Origin of the sequence: Halorussus marinus (assembly GCF_004765795.1) — an archaeon.
GTDB lineage: Archaea > Halobacteriota > Halobacteria > Halobacteriales > Haladaptataceae > Halorussus > Halorussus marinus.
Genome location: NZ_SBIV01000002.1, coordinates 388,029 through 404,963 on the forward strand (window position 1 = coordinate 388,029; position 16,935 = coordinate 404,963).

Here is a 16,935-nt window from a genome sequence, read left to right on the forward strand (position 1 = left end):
CTCCCCGCTCACCGCTCGGTCGGTCACGGTGCGCCGCGCCCCGAACCGGAGCATCGCCTTACTTCCACTCGGTGTACCCGCACCGACCGCAGTGGAGGCGGTCGCCGTGGTCGGCGAGGAACGAGTCGCCACACCGGGTACACTGCTCGCGGTCCGTGGTGCCGTCGTCGTTGTAGAGTTCGTGTCGCGCCATTATTCGGCCTCCTCGGGGTCGGCCTCGCCGTCGGCTTCGGCGGTGATCTTGTTGCGTTCGAGCATGTGGTCCTGCTCGACGTCGCGGGCGTGCTCGGGGCTCTCGTAGACTTTGGCGTAGCCGACCGTCTTGCGCATCCCGAACTTGGTGTTCATCTCGTGGACCACGACCTCGCTCGAATCCTTGTCGAGCTTCGCGGCGAGGCTGTCGCGGACCGACAGCCGCGAGGGGGTCGCTTCGTCGTGGACGATCTGGAACCGCACTTCGGACCGGTGGAGCATCGGGTTCTGCTCCTCGGAGAGGATTTCGACTTCCATGTGTACTCAGTTACTCACTTATACTCCTCGTAGCGTGTAAAAGGATTTCGAACGACCAACGACCTTTTGCTGCGGGCGGCGCCTGAACGCGCCGCCCTTGCAAAACGTCGATGAAAAGCACTTCGTCACCGCCTCACGAGCGCCGGAGGCGCTCGTTCGACGGTTCCTCGGCCCGCTCGCTCGTCGTGATCCGAGAGAGCGACGCTCTCTCGTCATCACGAAAGGCAGTGCCTTTCGAACGACTACGCTCCTCGCTCGCGGTACGGCAACTGGTGCGACGACTGAATTGTCGAGCATCGCGTACACCCGCCGGAAATCCGCGTCCAGCGTTCGCTACTCGCCGTCCAGGATACCGAGCGCCGCCGCGGCGTCGCCGTCCATCCGTCTCAACAGGTCGCGCATCTCTGCCTTGCGCTCGTCGGTCACGGTCGCGTGGACCATTCCCTCGCCCGGCTGGCCGTAGACCACGCTCGCGCCGGCCGGCGCGAGGGCGATCGCGGGCAGCGTCGCGAGGTCTTCTTCGCCGTCGACGACGACGATCGTCGGCTCGGAGTCGGCGAGCGCGTCCCGGAGCGCGACGAGCAACTCGCGGGTCAGGGTCGCCGCGGGATTCTCGACGCGGACTTCGCGGGCGGTCTCGCGGAGGCGGGCGACCTCCTCGCCGACCGACTCGGAGACAGCCTCACGCTCGGTCAGTCCGTCCACGACCGCGACGTCCGGGGCGGCTCCGGCCGCCGCGAGGTGGGCGGTCACCACGTCGCCGACCGCGATGAGGGGGCCGCCCGCCGCGGCCACCAGCGGCTCGGCGTCGGTGAAGATCCGCCCAAGCGGCGCTTTGAGCTCGCCGCGGAGCTCGTCGGGCAAGACGAGGAGGGCGTCGCTCACGGCTCTACCGGACTTTCAGCGCGTACTTGCCCGGCTGGGTGACTTCCATCTCGACGGCGATCTCGCTCTCGTCGGGATGGGCGACGATGACGTATCCGGCCCAGTCCTCGGTGAGGCTGGTCGACCCGCAGATCGGGCAGGTGTCCTGATCGGGCTCGGCGACGGCGTGACATTCGCGGCAGGCGAGTCGGTCACTGGCCATCGTTACTCACTCTCGGTGGTCGCCTGGCGCTTCTCGCGGTCCTCTTTCAGCCAGCCGTGTTTGCCCAGTCCGACCTGCTTTGCGGTGAGGCCGATCTTGCTCTCGCGGGGGTTGCGCTCGTCGATGCTCTTGGTGACGATGCGCGCCCGGACCGAGTCGCCGACCCCGAGCGTGCGGTTCGACTCGCGGGAGGCGAGCATCTGGCCCTCCTCGTCGTACGCGAGGTACTCGTCGGAGATCTGAGAGACGTGGAGCAGTCCGTCGACCGGACCGATGCCGACGAACGCGCCGAAGTTGACGACCTCGACGATCTCGCCGTCGACGACCTCCTGCATCTTCGGGTCGTAGGTGACGGCGTCGAACTCCGCCTCGTAGTAGACGCCGGGGCGGTTTGGCAACACCGCGCCGTCGCCGATGTCGTGGACCTCGGTGACGCTGACGACGCTACCCGCGTCCTCGTCCATCCGACCTTCGAGTTTGTCCTGGAGCAGTCGCTTCACTAGCTTCGGCGTGACCTCCGCGAGGTGCTTTGGGGGCACCTCGACCGTATCTTTGAGTCTGACCCGTTTGTACATGCTAAAGTTTGCTGATTTCGAGTTTGTTCCGGCCCCTTATATGAATTACCGGTGTGCCCGCGTCGAGCACGCGCCGTTTCAACGGGGCGTCGTTCGTGACGACGTAGTCGACCTCGTCTGCGAGTTCGACCAGCGCGTCGTCGGCGTACGATTCGTCGTGATCGACGGTCCGACAGCGGTCGGCCGCCAGGTCCGCGCCGACGCTCGCGGCGACGGCTTCCTGTCCGGCGCCGTCCGCGAGCTTCGACAGCTCGTCGCGGACGGCGCGGGGGACGACGCACTCGAACTCGCCCAGCAGGCGGTCGAGTTCGTCGAAGACCCGCACGTCGCACTCGATCGGCATCATGAGTGCGCTCGTGTCGAAGGCGACCGCGTCGGCCATCTATCCGCGCAGGGTGCCGACGCCGATGAGCCGCCAGCGTGCGCCGATCCGGCGGTTGATGGCGATCTTGGCCCCCTCGGGCGCGCAGACGGGGCGCTTCAGCGCGACCTCGCACTCGCCCTCGCGGGCGCTGGTCACAGAGCCGACCGTGGTCGCGGTGCCGACGGTGAGCATCAGCGGCTCGCCCGTCGAGATCTCCTCGACGTCCTCGTCGTCGACGCCAACGAGGCGTTCGAGCAGATCGACCTCCATCGTGAACTGGCGCCACGTCGGCGGGAGCGACCCCGGCGGGCCGGCGAGCTGGCCCGCCAGCGCGTCGCCCTTGGTGAGGCTGGGGTCGAGGCCGGTGCCGACGCCGAGCAGGCCGCCGGGCGTCACTTCGTCGACGGTGTCGCCGCCCGCCTGAAGCGAGCGCACCTCTGTCTGGATGGGCTGCCACTCGGTCTGGCCGCCCTCCTCGACTTCCCTGCCGGGCCGGAGTTCGATCTCGTCGCCGTTCGACAGCCGGCCTTCGACCAGACTGCCGCCGAGCACGCCGCCGACCAGCCCGTCCCACGACGTGCCGGGACGGTTGATGTCGAAGCTCCGGGCGACGTACATCCGGGCGTCCCGATCCGGATCGCGGTCGGGCGTCGGGATCTCCTCCTCGACGGCGTCGATGAGGAGGTCGATGTTGACCTCCTGTTGGGCCGAGATAGGCACGACCGGCGCGTCCTCGGCGACGGTGCCCTCGACGAACTCCTGGATCTCCCGGTAGTTCTGCTCGGCCTGCTCGCGGTCGACGAGGTCGACCTTGTTCTGGGCGATGACGATGTTGTCGATCCCGATGATGTCGAGCGCCATCAGGTGTTCTTCGGTCTGGGCCTGCGGGACCGGCTCGCTCGCGCTCACCACGAGCACCGCGCCGTCCATGATGGCCGCGCCAGAGAGCATCGTCGCCATTAGCGTCTCGTGGCCCGGCGCGTCGACGAACGACACCGTTCGGACCGGTTCGCTCTCGCTGCCATCCGGGCAGGTCTCATCGACCGTGTAGCACTCCGGAGCGTCCATGCCGGGACACTGCCGGAACGTGGCGTCTGCGTACCCGAGCCGGATGGAGATACCACGTTTCATCTCCTCGGAATGCTGGTCCGTCCACTCGCCGGAAAGCGCCTGCACGAGCGTCGTCTTTCCGTGGTCTACGTGGCCGACCAGCCCGATATTCACCTCCGGTTGGGCGTATGTTCCTGTCAACGTTGACCTCCTGAAGTAATTCTACTGGAAGATTCGCCCCGAACGACTGATAAACCTACTGTTCTGGTTCGCCCGGTCGCGTCGGGGCGAGACCAGTGGTACCGAAGTGCGCGCGTCGTCGGTCGGGGTCGCTCCCGATCGAGCGGCCATACCCATAATATATTTTACAAAAGAGAGCTAAAGCGAACGTTTTAGCCCCAAGCGGTCGTTGGCCGACGTATGAGCGAGACGAGCGGGCCGAACGCGACCATCAACGACTGCGAGGACTGCGTGGCCCCCGCCGAGGCGTTCTCGGTCATCGCCAACGAAACGCGGCTCTCGATCCTGGAGGCGCTCTGGAAGGCCCCCGAGCGCCCGGTGAGCTTCTCGGAGTTGCGCCGGGAGGTCGACATGCGCGACAGCGCGCAGTTCAACTACCACCTCAAACAGCTCACCGACCACTTCGTCGCGAGCACCGACGACGGCTACGAGTTCCGGCAGGCGGGCAAGAAGGTCGTCCGCGCGGTGCTCGCCGGGACCTTCAACGAGCACCCCGAGATGGGGCCGTTCGAGACCGACAGCACCTGCGCGGCCTGCGGGGCCGCCCTCCACGCCTACTACGCCGACGAGATGCTGGCCATCGCGTGTAGCGAGTGCGAGAAGAACCACGGAGAGTATCCGTTCCCGCCCGGCGGACTCAACGACCGGACCCGCGAGGAGATCCTCGACGCGTTCAATCAGCGCGTCCGCCACCTCCACTGTCTGGCGGCCGACGGGGTCTGCCCCGAGTGTAACGGCCGGATGCGGACCGCAGTCACCCACGACGACGAGGACTACCTCGGGCTGGAGGTCCGGGTCGACCACGAGTGCGAGCAGTGTCGCCACCGGCTCTACTCGGCGGTGGGCCTCTCGCTACTCGACCAGTCGGACGTGGTAACGTTCCACCGCGACCACGGCGTCGACCTCTGTACGAAGCCCTACTGGGACCTGCCGTGGTGTGTCAGCGACGAGTACACCACCGTCCGCTCGGAGGATCCGTGGCGGATCCGGATCGAGATCCCGCTCGACGACGAGGTGCTGGCGGTGACTCTCGACGGCGAACTCGACGTGCTCGAGATGGAGCGCGAGACCGCGCCGTCGGCCGCCGAGGACGCGACGGCGACCTGACGGACCGCACGCGACCGAGCCCGGACGCGACGAGCCGATCCCGACCGGCGATTAGCTTTTGTTTCCGGCGTCCGGAGCGAGAGTGTGCGAGAGTTCCCCTTCGAGTTGGCGCTGTGCGCTCACCTCGAAGCGACCGAGGAGTGGGTCGTCGGCCGCCAGATCGGCGGCGGGGTCCGCGCGCCGGGCAACCGCATCCTCGACGTGGTCTGCGTCGAGCCCGGCCCGGAGATGGACGCCCGCGCGGCGCTGACTCCCGAGGCGATCCCCGACGCCGCCGTCGAGAGCGACGCGAGCGTCGGGCGGGCCCGCGACCCCGTCGAGGCGTTCGACTGCTCGCCCGAGCACGCCAGACGGGTCGCCGACCGGGCGGTCGAGATCGGGTTCTTCGAGCGCGCGCTCGGCGGCGGCGTCCGGCAGGTCGCGCGCTACCCCGACGACTGGTTCGGGCGGCTCGTCGGCGTCGAGAACAAGCCCGACCTCGACGCGCCCGGCGACCTGTTGACACAGCTCCGGAAGGACGCGAGCCTCGCGGTGGTCGACAAAGCGGTGCTCGCGACCGAGAGCTACGTCACCGGCGCCCACCTCAACCGGCTCCCCGACCCGGTCGGCGTCTGGCGGTTCGACCCCGAAACCGGCGACCGGGAGGTCGTCCGCGAGCCCGAGCCCCTGCCCGCCTCGGAGGGCGGCGTCGAGGTGCTCGACGAACACCCGCTCCGGACCGACGTCGCGCCCGTCTCGGCCGACGAGAAGGCCCGTCGGCGCCGGCGGATGGCCGAGCGGGCCTACGGGAAGGGGTGGCGGACCTACGAGTTTCCCGCCTGCGCGCGGGCCGAGATCGCGGCCCGCGAGGGCGCCGACGGCCTGCCGTTCTGCGAGTGGAAAGGCGGCGTGGTCAACCCCGCCGAGTGCGGACCGTCGTGTCCCGGCCACGAGGCCGCCGACCCGCCGGACGTCGACCTCGACGCCGCCCGCGACGGTCGGACGCCGTGGGTCGCCGATCCCGAAGGGCGGGCGCGCCGACAGTCGGGACTCGACCGGTTCTGCTGACCGGAGACCCGAAATACTTCAACCGCCGGGCCGAACGCTCGGACATGTACGACAGGATCCTCGTTCCGACCGACGGTACCGAACAGCGCCCGGTGACGACCCACGCGCTCAACGTCGCCGAGCTCGCGGACGCCGAGGTCCACGCCCTCTACGTTGTCGACGAGAAGGCGCTGAACTACCAGCCCTCCGAGGCGGGCCGGGCCGAGACCCGCGAGGCCCGACGCGAGGAGGGCGAGGAGGCGACCGCGCGAATCGCCGAGGAGGCCGAGGAGCGCGGCGTCGACGTCGTCACAGCGATCGAGGAGGGGAATCCGAAGACCGTCATCGGCGCGTACGCCGAGGACCGCGACGCCGACATGATCGTGATGGGGACCCGCGGGCGGTCGGGCGTCGACCGGTACGTCCTCGGGAGCGTGACCGAGGAGGTCGTCCGGGCCAGCGAGGTGCCGGTGCTGACGGTCAATCTCGCGCGTCAGGGCCGGGCGATCGGGGACGCCGATGCCGCCGTCGAGCGCGCCGGCGACGTGCTCGCCGACGAGGGCCACGAGGTCGCCGAGATCCCCGAGGATCCCTACCGGGAGAGCAACACCTGGATCGTGCGGGCCCGAACCGAAGACGACGAGACGTTCAACGTCCACATCGACGCCGCCTCGGGCGAGGCGCGCGTCGCCAGCATCGGGCGGGACTGACCGTCGCGACCGAGAGAGCACGAACTACTTGACGCTGGCCCGAAAACGGCCGACCATGGCCGCCGGAGTCGTCGTCGCCGGGGGGCGCTCGACCCGATTCGGCGAGCCCGACAAGGCGCTTGCCGACCTCGCGGGCGTCCCGATGGTGCGCCGAGTCGCCGACCGCATCGCGCCCGCGATCGACGCGCTCGTGCTCAACTGCCGGGCCGACCAGCGCGAGGGGCTGGCCGACGCGCTGGCGGGCTACGACCACCCGGTGTCGTTCGCGGTCGACCCGGAGCCCGATCGGGGGCCGATGGCGGGGATTCGGACGGGGCTCCGGGCCGCCGAGTCGGAGTACGCCGCGGTGGTCGCCTGCGACATGCCGTTCGTCGACCCCGCGCTCGTCGCCCACCTCTTCGAGCGGGCGGCGGGCCGCGACGGGGCGGTACCGCGTCTCGACGGCTACTTCGAGCCGATCCACGCGGTCTACCGGGCCGACGCGATGGCGGCCGCCTGCGATCGGGCGCTCGAACGCGGGGACCGCCGGATCGTCGCGCCGTTCGAGGACCTCGAGATCGCCGCGGTCGAGGGCGAGGAGCTCGCACGGTTCGCCGGCGACTCCTTCGAGAACGTCAACACACGAGAAGCGCTCGCCGACGCCGCCGAACGGGTCGAGTGATCGACCGAGCCGGAGGGCGAAGCTTCAAAAGCGACACCGTCGATACGGGAACCCATGCACACGTTCTCGCGGCGGTGGGTCCTCACCGTCACGGTGCTGTGTTGTCTCTCGACCGCGATTCCGCCCGCGGTCGCCGGGGGGAGCGGGGCCGAGATCGGAACCCGGGCCGGCCAGCCCGCGCCCGACGACCCCTGCGTCGGCACCGTCACCGAGCCCGCGAACGGTACGACCGTCGTCAGCGTCCAGGGGATGCGCTTTGGCTCCGAGGGCGGCAAGCGGCCCGCCAAGCTCGTCGGCGTCGGACCGCGGGGCGAGATCCGGTGGGTCCACCAGAGCGCCGAGGAGCTCGACGCGGTGTGGGGCTACGACGTCGACCCGATGGCGAACGGACACGTCTTCGTGACCGCCACCGTCCGGGGCCACGAGACCGTCGTCTACGAGTTCGACCCCGCCGCCCAACAGCGAGTCTGGACCGAGCGATTCGACCTCGCCGACACCCACGACGCCGACCTGATCGAGGGCGGCGAGGAGATTCTGGTCGCCAACATGCGCAATTACAACGAGACGACCGACGAGAACGAGGACCGCATCTTCGTCTACAACCGCACGACCGAGGAGATCGAGTGGGAGTGGCACTTCGACGACCACTACGATCGGGACGACGTCGCGGAGAACTACACCGACGACTGGACCCACGTAAACGACGTCGACGAGGTCGGCGAGGGGCTGTATCTGGCCTCGCCGCGGAACTTCGATCAGGCGATCGTCGTGAACCGCTCGACCGGCGAGATCGAGCTGAAGCTGGGCGCCGACCAGAACCACGACGTGCTCGACGAACAGCACAACCCCGACTACCTCGAAAGCGAGAACGGGACGCCCACGCTACTGGTCGGCGACAGCGAGAACGACCGGATCGTCGAGTACGCCAACCGCGGTCGGGACCCGACCGACGGCGACGGCTGGACCCGGACGTGGAGCCTGACCGGCGACCTGAACTGGCCGCGGGACGCCGACCGGCTCGCCGACGGCGACACGCTCGTGACCGACTCGGCGAGCCACCGGGTCGCGGAGGTGACCCCCGAGGGCGAGGTCGTCTGGGAGTTCTACGCGCCGTGGCTGATCTACGACGCCGCGCGCCTGAGCCAGACCAACGAGAGCGGCGGCCCGACGATGGCCGATCTGAACGCGACGGGCGCCCGCGAGATCGACGGCGGCGAGGGGCGCCACGAGAACGCCAGCGCGCTCGAAGCCTGCCACCGGCGGCTCGAAAACGTGACCGGGTGGGCCGAGGACCAGACGCCGACCGAAACCGACGCTCGGACCACCGAGAGCGCGCTCGACGAGGCCGACGCCGACGCCCGGACCGCCGAGAGCGAGACCGAGGGCGCGACGAGCTCGGTCCCCGGGTTCGGTCCGGTCGCCGCGCTTTCGGGCGTCGCGACCGCGCTCGCGCTCGCCGTCGGGCGGCGTCGAGGCCGGTAGCGCTCGCAGGCCCGAGCCCTCAGAGCCGATAGCGCTCGCCGTCGACCGCCAGGGGCTCCTCGAACGCCTCCTCGACCGGGTAGTAGTGGGCGAGGTGGACCAGCCGCGTCTCCGCGGCGTCGAGTTCGTCGGCCAGCGCGAGCGCTCCCTCGCGGGTCATGTGTTTGGTGCCGAACGTTCGGGGGACGCCGTCGGGGCCGTGGTGGTCGCCGCCGGCGGGGTGGTGCTCGCAGAGGTCGGCGGGCACGATGGCGTCGGCGAGCAGGAGGTCGGCGCCCGCCAGCGCCTCCCGGGACCGTTCGGGGATCCCGTAGCTCGTGTCGCCGGTCAGCGAGAGCGTCGCACCCGTTTCGGGGTCCTCGACGACGACGCCGTAGCAGACCAGCGGCGGGTGGTCGACCGGCACCAGTCGGACCTCGAAACCGCAGGCCGCGAAGACCTCGTGGGGCGCGTGATCCGACACCGTCACCCGGTCGAGGTAGTCGTACTTGTCTCGGATCGTGTCGGCGACGCTCTCGCCGGTGACGGGGTCGACCTCGCTGGCGGCGTGGACCGGCAGGTCCTCGAACAGCCGGTAGGCGTTGCCCAGCCCGTCGAGGTGGTCGAAGTGGATGTGGGTGATCAGCGCCTCGTCGGGGAGCGCGACGTCGCGGTGGAGAAACTGGTGGCGAAAGTCGGGACTCAGATCGATCAGTAGGCACTCGTCGGTGCGCTCGTTGCGGACGTGGACCGAGAAGCGCGAGCGCTCGACGCCGCCGCTGGCGTCGATTCCGCGCTCGCGAAGTCGGCGACGCGTGTCGTCGCCCGGATCGCGGGCCGCCTCGCAGGTGTCGCAGTCACACCCCGGCGTTGGGGTGCCGGTCGTGTCGCCGGTGCCGAGTAGCGTGACTTCCATCTGCCCGGGGGTATGAGCGTCGAATACAAAGCTTCCCGGGACGGGGCCGCGTCGGTCCGGTCCGTCGGCGGCGGGCCGTTCAGTGGTCGTGGCTGTGCCCGCCGTCGGCGCTCGCGCCGCCGGAGATGTCCCCGCCAGCGACCAGCGCGTCGTGGTCGCCCTCGATCATGTCGAGGTCCTTGAGGTTGTCTCGCTCCTCGAAGTCGATGACGGCGTCGAGAAAGTCCTCTTGGGTGAGCTCGGTCCGCTCCTCGGTCAGCGCGTCGAGGACGGCCTCCCGGAGCACCATCCGGAGGTCGCTACCGGTCAGCCCCTCAGTCTCCTCGGCCAGCGCCGCGGGGTCGAAGTCCGCGATCTCCATCGGCCGGGTGATGAGCCGGAGGATGTCGGCGCGCATCTCCACGTCGGGCTTGGGGAAGTTGACGATCTCGTCGAAGCGCCGCCACGCCGCGGCGTCGAGCTGGTCGGGGTGGTTGGTCGCGCCGATCAGCAACACGTCGTCCTGGATCAGGCTGATGTCGTCGATGGACTTGAGCAGGGTGTTGACCGCGCGCTTGATCGCGGCGTGCTCGTCGGACGACCGGGTCTTGGCGACGAAGTCGAACTCGTCCATGAACAGGATACAGGGCGAGAGCCGCTTTGCGACCTCGAACACCTTCTCGACGTTCTTTGCGGTCTCGCCGAGGTACTGGCTCGTGATCATCGAGAGCTTGACCTCCACGAAGGGGAGATCGAGGTCGTAGGCCAGCGCGCGGGCGGTCGAGGTCTTGCCGGTGCCCGGCGGGCCGACGAACAGGAGCTTGCCGATCTCCCGGAGCCCGATGTGGGCGAGGTACTCGCGGTGCTCGATGGCCTTGACGATCTTGTGGATCTCGGCCTCCTGATCGGTGGTGAGCACGAGGTCGTCGAGGGTGGTCTCGATCTCCTCGGGCGCCCGGATGTCCACGAGATCGAGCATCTCCTCTTCTTCCTCGTCGGCGAAGTACTCCGCGAGCAGGCCGTCGATCCACGCCCGGTCGGCCTGGACCGGGCGGTTGGCGTCGCGGGCGGCCTCGTAGTCGGCGCCGTCGACTTCGTCCTCGAAGGCGGCCGCCAACGCGGGGTTGTGGAGCACGCGCTCGTCGGCCCGCCCGAGGAACCACTCCTCGGCCATCTCGGGCTGGGTGAGTTCGAGCGATCCCGAGAACTCGTCGCGGTCGGTGAACATCAGCTCGGAGATCGCGCTCCAGGGGTTGTCGACGCCCGTCGCCCGGCGGGCCGTGTCGATCGTCGCCCGGAGCGGGCGCTCGATGCCCAACGGCGAGTCGCCGTCGGTTCCGGGCCGGTCCCGGTCGGTCTCGCCGTCTGGCCAGAACACCTGTCGGTAGCGTGGGGGAAGGTCGTTTTCGTCCAACTCCCGGTCGTCGTTGTAGACGCGCGTGGTAAGCAGGAACTCGACGACGTCCAGAGCCGCGTCGCTCATTCCCCGGAGTTTTGATGCCACGGGTGCTTAAGCGCGTCGAAGCCGCCCGAACGCGGGGGAGACGGCCGCGGGCGCGTCAGGCCCGCGGCGCGTCCTCGTCGACGTACACCACCACGCTACTGACGATACAGCCGCTGTCGTGGGCGAACCGCTGGACCTCGTGGCGCTCGTAGCCGTCCATGTACTGGTCGATGTCGCCCGCGTTGTCGTACTCGTCGGTGCAGGTGGCCGACTCGCCGAACGCGAAGACGATCGGGGGCTTGTCGTCCATCCCCGCGATCAGTTCGGCGCGGTCGGTGCTGTCGGTCTCGGCGCCGTATGTCTCCATGTACCACGCGAACGGCAGTCGCTCGAACCAGCCGTCGCCCGCCGGCGGCGTCTCGTGGGACTCGGGATCGGGGGCGTAAAACTCGTCGCCGTCGAAGTCGGTGTCGTCGCCGTAGTACAGCGCGTCGATACCGTCGTTGGCCTCGACCACCCGGCGTAGCTCGCCGAGCAACGGCTTCATCTCGCTCGACGACTGGGCGTACTGGACCAGCTCGTTGTCCCCGCTCTGGGCGTCGGCGAACGAGGTGCCGTAGGCGGTCGCGCCGACCTGCGCGACGACCAGCAACACCACTAGCCCGGCGGCGGTGGCCGAGACGGCGTCCCCGTCGGTCACGCTCTCGAACCCGACGCGGGCGACCAGCGCGAGCCCGACCGCGGCCGGAATCACCAGCGGGACGACGACGTGGACCATCTCCCACGGGAAGTGGTTCGAGACGATGACGGGGTAGCCGAGGAAGCTGAATATCCCCCAGTAGGACGCGAACGCGACCGCGTCGCGGGGGCGCTCGCCCGAGTAGCGGTCGACGAGGAAGCCGACCACCGCGAACCCCACGAGCACGAGCGCGCCCGTTTCGAGCACCGGGATGAAGTCACGGATCGCCGCGAGGTACGAGTCGGTGTTCCCGCTTCCCCACTGGCCGGTGAACGCGTCCCACGACCCGAGGGTGGCCTCCTCGACCAGCGCGGGCACCAGCGTCGGATCCCGGAGCGTCTCGCCCAGCGTCGGGCTCGGGACCGCCGCTTCGCCGCGGGGCGCGTAGAAGAACACGACGACGGCCAGAAACTCCACGGCCGCGAGCGCGAAGTGGTGCCACCAGTCGGCGAGGCTCCGCGCGGTCGTCCGGACCTGCGCCCAGACGGTCCCGAGGAGGCCGGCCTCGCCGGCCCGCCGGGTGAACAGCCGGTGGTCCCACAGCAGGGCGGTCGCGCCGAGCCAGCAGACGGGGTAGACCAGCGCGTTCTCCTTGGTGGTGACCGCCAGCGCGAACGCCGCGGTCCCCAGATAGAGGTGGCGGGCCTTCCGGGTGTCGTAGGCCCGGACGTAGAAGGCGAACGCCGCGAGCATGAACCCCGCGAGCAGCACGTCGTTGCGGTAGAACCGCGAGTAGTAGAGCACGAGCGGGTTGGCCGCAAGCACCAGCGCGTACGCGATCATCTCGGCGCTCCGGAGTCGGTCCCGAAACAGGAGGGCGGTCAGGGGCAGGAGCCCGCTGATGAGCGCGACCGGGAGCCGCATCGTGAAGTCCGAGGCGCCGAGGAGTTCGAACACCTGCGCGTCGACGATGGTCAGGAACGGCCCGTGGACGATGGGCCGATACCAGTAGACGCCCGTCTCCATGTAGCGGTACGCCCAGTAGGCGACCCGGGCCTCGTCCTGGTGGGCGACCCGGGTGCCCAGACCAACGAGTCGGATCGCCACCGCGAACAGGGCGACCGCGACGACAGCGAGTTCGGTCCGGGAGGCGTAGCCGGTCAGCGTCTCGCGGGCGGTCGCGGTCGACGGGCGCGATTCAGTCTCTGAAGCCATGGATCAGCGAGCGAGACAGAGAGATCGGTCGACGCGCGCCGCGAGCGGGGAGTCTCATTACACGCTAATGCCGGGGGTTCGGACAAATAGTTTCTGGACCAACTCCTCTCGACGCGGGCGGAGTTCTACGGTCATTTATGAACGTCCGGGACGCAACGAGTAGTATGGGAGACGACACCACTCCAGTCATCGCGAAGGCGGTTCGAACGCCCCAGGGCAAAGAGGACGGCGTGTACGCAGACACCCGAAGCGAGGACCTCTCGGTCCCGCTCGTGGACACGATCCTCTCGGAGACCGGCCTCACCGGCGAGGAGATCGACGACCTGATGTGGGGCGTCGCACAGCAGCGCGACGAGCAGGACAACAACGTCGCCCGCGTGATCGCCCTGCTGTCGGAGCTCGGCGAGGGGGTACCGGCCACCACCATCAACCGGTGGTGTGCCTCCTCGATGCAGGCGATCATCAGCGCGAGCGACGCGATCCGGGCGGGCCAGCGGACCGCCATCATCGCCGGCGGGGTCGAGAACATGAGCCGCGTCCCGATGAGCAACGGGTACAGCAGCGTCCACCCGGCGCTCGCCGAGCACTACAACGTCGGCGAGCTCCAGATGGGGATGACCGCCGAGAAGGTCGCCGAGGAGTACGACATCTCCCGAGAGACCCAAGACGAGTACGCCCTCCAGAGCCAACAGCGCGCCGCCGACGCCACCGACTCCGGGCGGTTCGACGACGAGATCGTCCCGATCGAAACTGACGACGGGGTCGTCGAGGAAGACGAGGGCATCCGCCGGGACACCAGCATGGAGGCGCTCGGCCAGCTTCCGACGGTGTTCAAGGGCGACGGCACGGTCACGCCGGGCAACGCCTCCCAGATCAGCGACGGCGCGGCCGCGACGCTGGTCACCAGCAAGGCGTTCGCCGACGAACACGGCCTCGACGTGCTGGCCCACGTCGGCGACAACAACGTCGCGGGCGTCGACCCCACCGTGATGGGGATCGGTCCGGTGCCCGCGACTCGCGGCCTGCTCGAACGTACCGGCGAGGACATCGAAGAGTTCGACCTCGTGGAGCTCAACGAGGCGTTCGCGAGCCAGTGTGTCTACTCGCGCGACGAGCTCGGGATCGACCCCGAGAAGTTCAACGTCAACGGCGGCGCGATCGCCCTCGGTCACCCGCTCGGCGCCTCGGGCGCGCGACTGCCCGTGACCCTCGTCCACGAGATGGAGAAGCGCGACGCCGACAAGGGGCTCGCGACGCTCTGTGTCGGCTTCGGGCAGGGCGCGGCGATCACCTTCGAGCGCAAGTAGTACGGAGGCGATCTCGGCGACCGCTCACCCGTCGGGGTCGAAGATGTCCTCGATCCGGCACTCGAACCGATCGGCGAGCGCGAACGCGAGTTCGAGCGACGGGTCGTAGCGGCCCCGCTCGATCGAGTTGATGGTCTGGCGCGTGACCCCGACGTCGTCGGCGAGGTCGGCCTGACTCAGGCCGCGTCGCTCGCGGAGGTCCGGCAACGAGTTTTTCATCGGCGGGCGCCGACCGCGAGCGCCATCGCTCCGTACGTGACGTACAGGGCCGCGACCGTCCACGCGACGCCGGCGGCCATCGGCCCCCACTCGAAGCGGCCCAGCGCGTCGAGCGCGACCAGCGCGGGGAAGACGATCGCCGAGAGCACGCCGTAGAACCCCACCGTCTTCGCGCTCGCGACGCGGTGGATCGACTCGTCGCGCTCGTCGAACAGCGTCGCGTCGGCGCGCCACTCGATGGCGACGGTCGCGCCCGCGAGCAGGGCGAACGCCCCGACCGCCCACAGCCGGTATCCGAACCCGATGAGGGCGGCGAACAGCAGGCCGGCGAGCGTCCACAGGCCGACGTAGGCCCGGCGATACGAGGTCGCTCCGAAGGTTTCGGTTCGTGTCATGGGTGGTGTCAAGCGCGCTTGTCGTAAAGCTCGCTTTACAGTAAAGTCTCTTTTACACTCGACAATAAATCTAGGGGTGATCGAGCGATCCGAGAGCAGAAAACCGCGATCGGCCGTCGACGAAAGGGAGCTCGAAGAGCCGGCCGGCTCAGTCGTCGGCGCTCGCCGCGCCGGGCGAGACGTGGCCGTCGGGGACGGTGCCGTCGTCGTTCCAGCCCCGGACCGCGTAGTACTCGTCGAGGGCGTCCTCGAAGCCCGGCAGGTCGTAGGGCAGTCGGTCGGCCTCGCGGTCGATCCCCCGCTTGTTGTTGAAGTGGCGTTCGAGTTCGACGATCCGATCGCCGACCGCGAGCAGGTCCTCGAAGTCCGCGCCGAACAGCGACTCGTAGCGCTCGGGGCTCATGAAGTCCCGCGAGAACTTACAGACCACGCCGGCGTCGTTGAGCGCCATCAGGTTCTCGCGTTTCACGAGGCGCTCGGGCTTGCCCTCCAGACCTCTCGGCGCCATGCCCTCCTCTTTGGGCACGAGGGGGTACTCGACCGAGTAGAAGGTCGCGTACATGTGATCGCCGCCGCGGTTGGCGACCGCGTACGAGAGCCCCTGCCCGTGGAGGACTCGGCCCTCGTGGGCCGCAAAGTCCATGCCCTTCACGGTCCAGTTGCCGACCCCGAGGTCGTCGTGGATCCGGTCGATCCCCTCCGCGAGCGTGTCGCCGACGCCCTCGCGGTTGGCGATCTTCTCGACGAGGTCGAGGATGAGCTCCTCGTCGCCGAACTCGTCCTCGCTCGCGAGGTACGCCGAGACGGTGTTGCCCGTCGAGATGGTGTCGAGACCGTAGCGGTCACAGAGCTCGTTGGACTTCATCACGTCGACGATGTCGTCGATGCCGGCGTTCGACCCGAACGCCATCGCCGTCTCGAACTCCGGGCCCTCGGTCTCGACGCCGGCCGCCTCGTCTCTGGTCGGGAGTTTGCACGCGAACGCGCACGCCGAGCAGGTCCCTTTCTTGTACTTTTTCTGCTCGACCGCGTCGCCGTTGATCCCCTCGGCGCCCTCGAACGACTGCTCGGAGAAGTAGTAGGAGGGCAGGCCGTCGATCTCGTTGGCGAGGTCCATCACCGAGACCGTGCCCTGTCGTTTCATGATGTGGTCTTCGGTCGCGGCCTCGCGGTGGATCTCCATCTGGGTCGCCGGGATCTCGATCTCGGGGGCGGCGTCGCCCTCGAACGTGATCGCCTTGACGCCTTTCGCGCCGAGCACCGCGCCGAGTCCGCCCCGACCGAACGCCCGCTCTTCGGTCGTCATGATGGAGGCGAACCGGACCTCGTTCTCGCCCGCCGGCCCGATGCAGGCGACGTGTTCGCTGCTGAGTCCGTGGGTCTCCTCGATGTACTCGCAGGTCTCGGGGACCGTGGCGCCCGCCAGATCGGCCACCGGTTCGAACTCGACGCCCTCGTCGGTGACGTGGATCGCGAGCGTCTCGTCGCTCTCGCCGACGATCTCGACCGCGCTGTAGCCGGTGTCGGCGAAGTTCCGCGACATGAACCCGCCGGCGTTCGACGACAGCAGGCCGTCGGTGAGCGGCGACAGCCCGGTGGCGTTCATCCGGCCCGTGAAGCTCATCGTCGACATCTGCATGGGGCCGGTGGTAAAGACCAGCCGGTTGTCGGGGCCGAGCGGGTCGGCGTCGAACGGGATCCGATCGTGGCCGAGTTTGGTCCCGACGCCCCGACCGCCGATGAACGATTCGAGCACGTCGTCGATGTCCTCCGTGCGGGTTTCGCGCTCGCCCAGATCGACCGTGAGCAGCGGGCCCTTGCTGTGTATCATGGTCTCAGGTATCGTGTATCGCTTCGGAGGTGATAAAGATGGCCACACGCCAGACTCGGCGTCAGTTCGAGCGCCCTCGGCGAATCAGTTCGGTAGTCGGCGGCGAGCCGACGCCGGCGCGGGGACGCCGGGTCTGAAGTCGTCGTCGCCCGCGACCGG

Annotated in this window: 19 protein-coding genes; 6 read left to right on the forward strand and 13 right to left on the reverse strand. The window is 69.0% G+C overall.

All coding sequences use genetic code 11. The features are described 5' to 3' along the window. Positions 1 to 58: 58 nt before the first annotated feature. The 7 genes from EPY72_RS05905 to EPY72_RS05935 all read right to left on the reverse strand — a co-directional run bounded on the left by EPY72_RS05905 (position 59) and on the right by EPY72_RS05935 (position 3,787). A complete protein-coding gene (locus EPY72_RS05905) occupies positions 59 to 193 on the reverse strand; it encodes a 30S ribosomal protein S27ae (protein ID WP_134671015.1) in 135 nt (44 codons plus the stop codon). Next, entirely contained in the window at positions 193 to 510 is a 318-nt protein-coding gene (locus EPY72_RS05910; RefSeq protein ID WP_134671016.1) for a 30S ribosomal protein S24e, read from the reverse strand. Before EPY72_RS05910 ends, EPY72_RS05905 begins: the two co-directional genes overlap by 1 nt. A 333-nt stretch (positions 511 to 843) precedes the next feature. Then, positions 844 to 1,395 carry a GTP-dependent dephospho-CoA kinase family protein gene (locus EPY72_RS05915; protein WP_134671017.1) on the reverse strand — a complete coding sequence of 184 codons (552 nt, stop codon included), beginning with the start codon at positions 1,393 to 1,395 and terminating at the stop codon, positions 844 to 846. A gap of 4 nt (positions 1,396 to 1,399) precedes the next feature. Next, positions 1,400 to 1,597: a transcription elongation factor subunit Spt4 gene (spt4, locus tag EPY72_RS05920; protein ID WP_134671018.1), complete on the reverse strand. Its 198-nt coding sequence runs from the start codon at positions 1,595 to 1,597 to the stop codon at positions 1,400 to 1,402. 2 nt (positions 1,598 to 1,599) lie between these two features. Then, positions 1,600 to 2,172 (reverse strand): DNA-directed RNA polymerase, encoded by a 573-nt coding sequence (locus EPY72_RS05925; protein ID WP_134671019.1) that lies wholly within the window; start codon positions 2,170 to 2,172, stop codon positions 1,600 to 1,602. 1 nt (position 2,173) lies between these two features. Beyond that, positions 2,174 to 2,554: a type II toxin-antitoxin system VapC family toxin gene (locus tag EPY72_RS05930; RefSeq protein ID WP_135805845.1), complete on the reverse strand. Its 381-nt coding sequence runs from the start codon at positions 2,552 to 2,554 to the stop codon at positions 2,174 to 2,176. Next, complete coding sequence (locus EPY72_RS05935; RefSeq protein WP_134671021.1) at positions 2,555 to 3,787, reverse strand: translation initiation factor IF-2 subunit gamma; 1,233 nt, start codon at positions 3,785 to 3,787, stop codon at positions 2,555 to 2,557. Between the two features lie 219 nt (positions 3,788 to 4,006). Here EPY72_RS05935 and EPY72_RS05940 point away from each other — a divergent pair, with 219 nt between their 5' ends. The 5 genes from EPY72_RS05940 to EPY72_RS05960 all read left to right on the forward strand — a co-directional run bounded on the left by EPY72_RS05940 (position 4,007) and on the right by EPY72_RS05960 (position 8,812). Beyond that, positions 4,007 to 4,933 carry an ArsR/SmtB family transcription factor gene (locus EPY72_RS05940; protein WP_135805846.1) on the forward strand — a complete coding sequence of 309 codons (927 nt, stop codon included), beginning with the start codon at positions 4,007 to 4,009 and terminating at the stop codon, positions 4,931 to 4,933. An 84-nt stretch (positions 4,934 to 5,017) separates the two neighbouring features. After that, positions 5,018 to 5,980: a DUF5787 family protein gene (locus EPY72_RS05945; RefSeq protein WP_135805847.1), complete on the forward strand. Its 963-nt coding sequence runs from the start codon at positions 5,018 to 5,020 to the stop codon at positions 5,978 to 5,980. 44 nt (positions 5,981 to 6,024) lie between these two features. After that, a complete protein-coding gene (locus tag EPY72_RS05950) occupies positions 6,025 to 6,669 on the forward strand; it encodes a universal stress protein (protein ID WP_135805848.1) in 645 nt (214 codons plus the stop codon). 55 nt (positions 6,670 to 6,724) lie between these two features. Further along, a complete protein-coding gene (gene mobA / locus EPY72_RS05955) occupies positions 6,725 to 7,330 on the forward strand; it encodes a molybdenum cofactor guanylyltransferase (RefSeq protein WP_135805849.1) in 606 nt (201 codons plus the stop codon). Positions 7,331 to 7,384: 54 nt separating this feature from the next. Further along, on the forward strand, positions 7,385 to 8,812 hold the full coding sequence (locus tag EPY72_RS05960; protein ID WP_135805850.1) for a PGF-CTERM sorting domain-containing protein: 1,428 nt from the start codon (positions 7,385 to 7,387) through the stop codon (positions 8,810 to 8,812). Positions 8,813 to 8,831: 19 nt separating this feature from the next. Here the strand turns inward: EPY72_RS05960 and EPY72_RS05965 are convergent, their stop codons facing one another. The 3 genes from EPY72_RS05965 to EPY72_RS05975 all read right to left on the reverse strand — a co-directional run bounded on the left by EPY72_RS05965 (position 8,832) and on the right by EPY72_RS05975 (position 13,024). Next, positions 8,832 to 9,707, reverse strand: a complete 876-nt coding sequence (locus EPY72_RS05965; RefSeq protein ID WP_135805851.1) for an MBL fold metallo-hydrolase — start codon at positions 9,705 to 9,707, stop codon at positions 8,832 to 8,834. 79 nt (positions 9,708 to 9,786) lie between these two features. Then, the gene (locus EPY72_RS05970; RefSeq protein WP_134671028.1) at positions 9,787 to 11,169 is read right to left on the reverse strand and encodes an ATP-binding protein; all 1,383 of its coding nucleotides are present in this window, start codon (positions 11,167 to 11,169) and stop codon (positions 9,787 to 9,789) included. A 76-nt stretch (positions 11,170 to 11,245) separates the two neighbouring features. Further along, positions 11,246 to 13,024, reverse strand: coding sequence for a flippase activity-associated protein Agl23 (locus EPY72_RS05975; protein WP_134671029.1), 1,779 nt, complete (start codon positions 13,022 to 13,024; stop codon positions 11,246 to 11,248). A gap of 164 nt (positions 13,025 to 13,188) precedes the next feature. Here EPY72_RS05975 and EPY72_RS05980 point away from each other — a divergent pair, with 164 nt between their 5' ends. Further along, the gene (locus EPY72_RS05980) at positions 13,189 to 14,331 is read left to right on the forward strand and encodes a thiolase family protein (protein ID WP_134671030.1); all 1,143 of its coding nucleotides are present in this window, start codon (positions 13,189 to 13,191) and stop codon (positions 14,329 to 14,331) included. Between the two features lie 24 nt (positions 14,332 to 14,355). Here the strand turns inward: EPY72_RS05980 and EPY72_RS05985 are convergent, their stop codons facing one another. The 3 genes from EPY72_RS05985 to EPY72_RS05995 form a co-directional block, all read right to left on the reverse strand. Beyond that, complete coding sequence (locus EPY72_RS05985; protein WP_135805852.1) at positions 14,356 to 14,550, reverse strand: helix-turn-helix transcriptional regulator; 195 nt, start codon at positions 14,548 to 14,550, stop codon at positions 14,356 to 14,358. Further along, positions 14,547 to 14,945 carry a DUF2178 domain-containing protein gene (locus EPY72_RS05990; protein ID WP_135805853.1) on the reverse strand — a complete coding sequence of 133 codons (399 nt, stop codon included), beginning with the start codon at positions 14,943 to 14,945 and terminating at the stop codon, positions 14,547 to 14,549. The genes EPY72_RS05985 and EPY72_RS05990 overlap by 4 nt, the downstream gene beginning before the upstream one ends. 148 nt (positions 14,946 to 15,093) lie before the next feature. After that, a complete protein-coding gene (locus EPY72_RS05995; RefSeq protein ID WP_135805854.1) occupies positions 15,094 to 16,776 on the reverse strand; it encodes an aldehyde ferredoxin oxidoreductase family protein in 1,683 nt (560 codons plus the stop codon). Positions 16,777 to 16,935 lie beyond the last annotated feature (159 nt).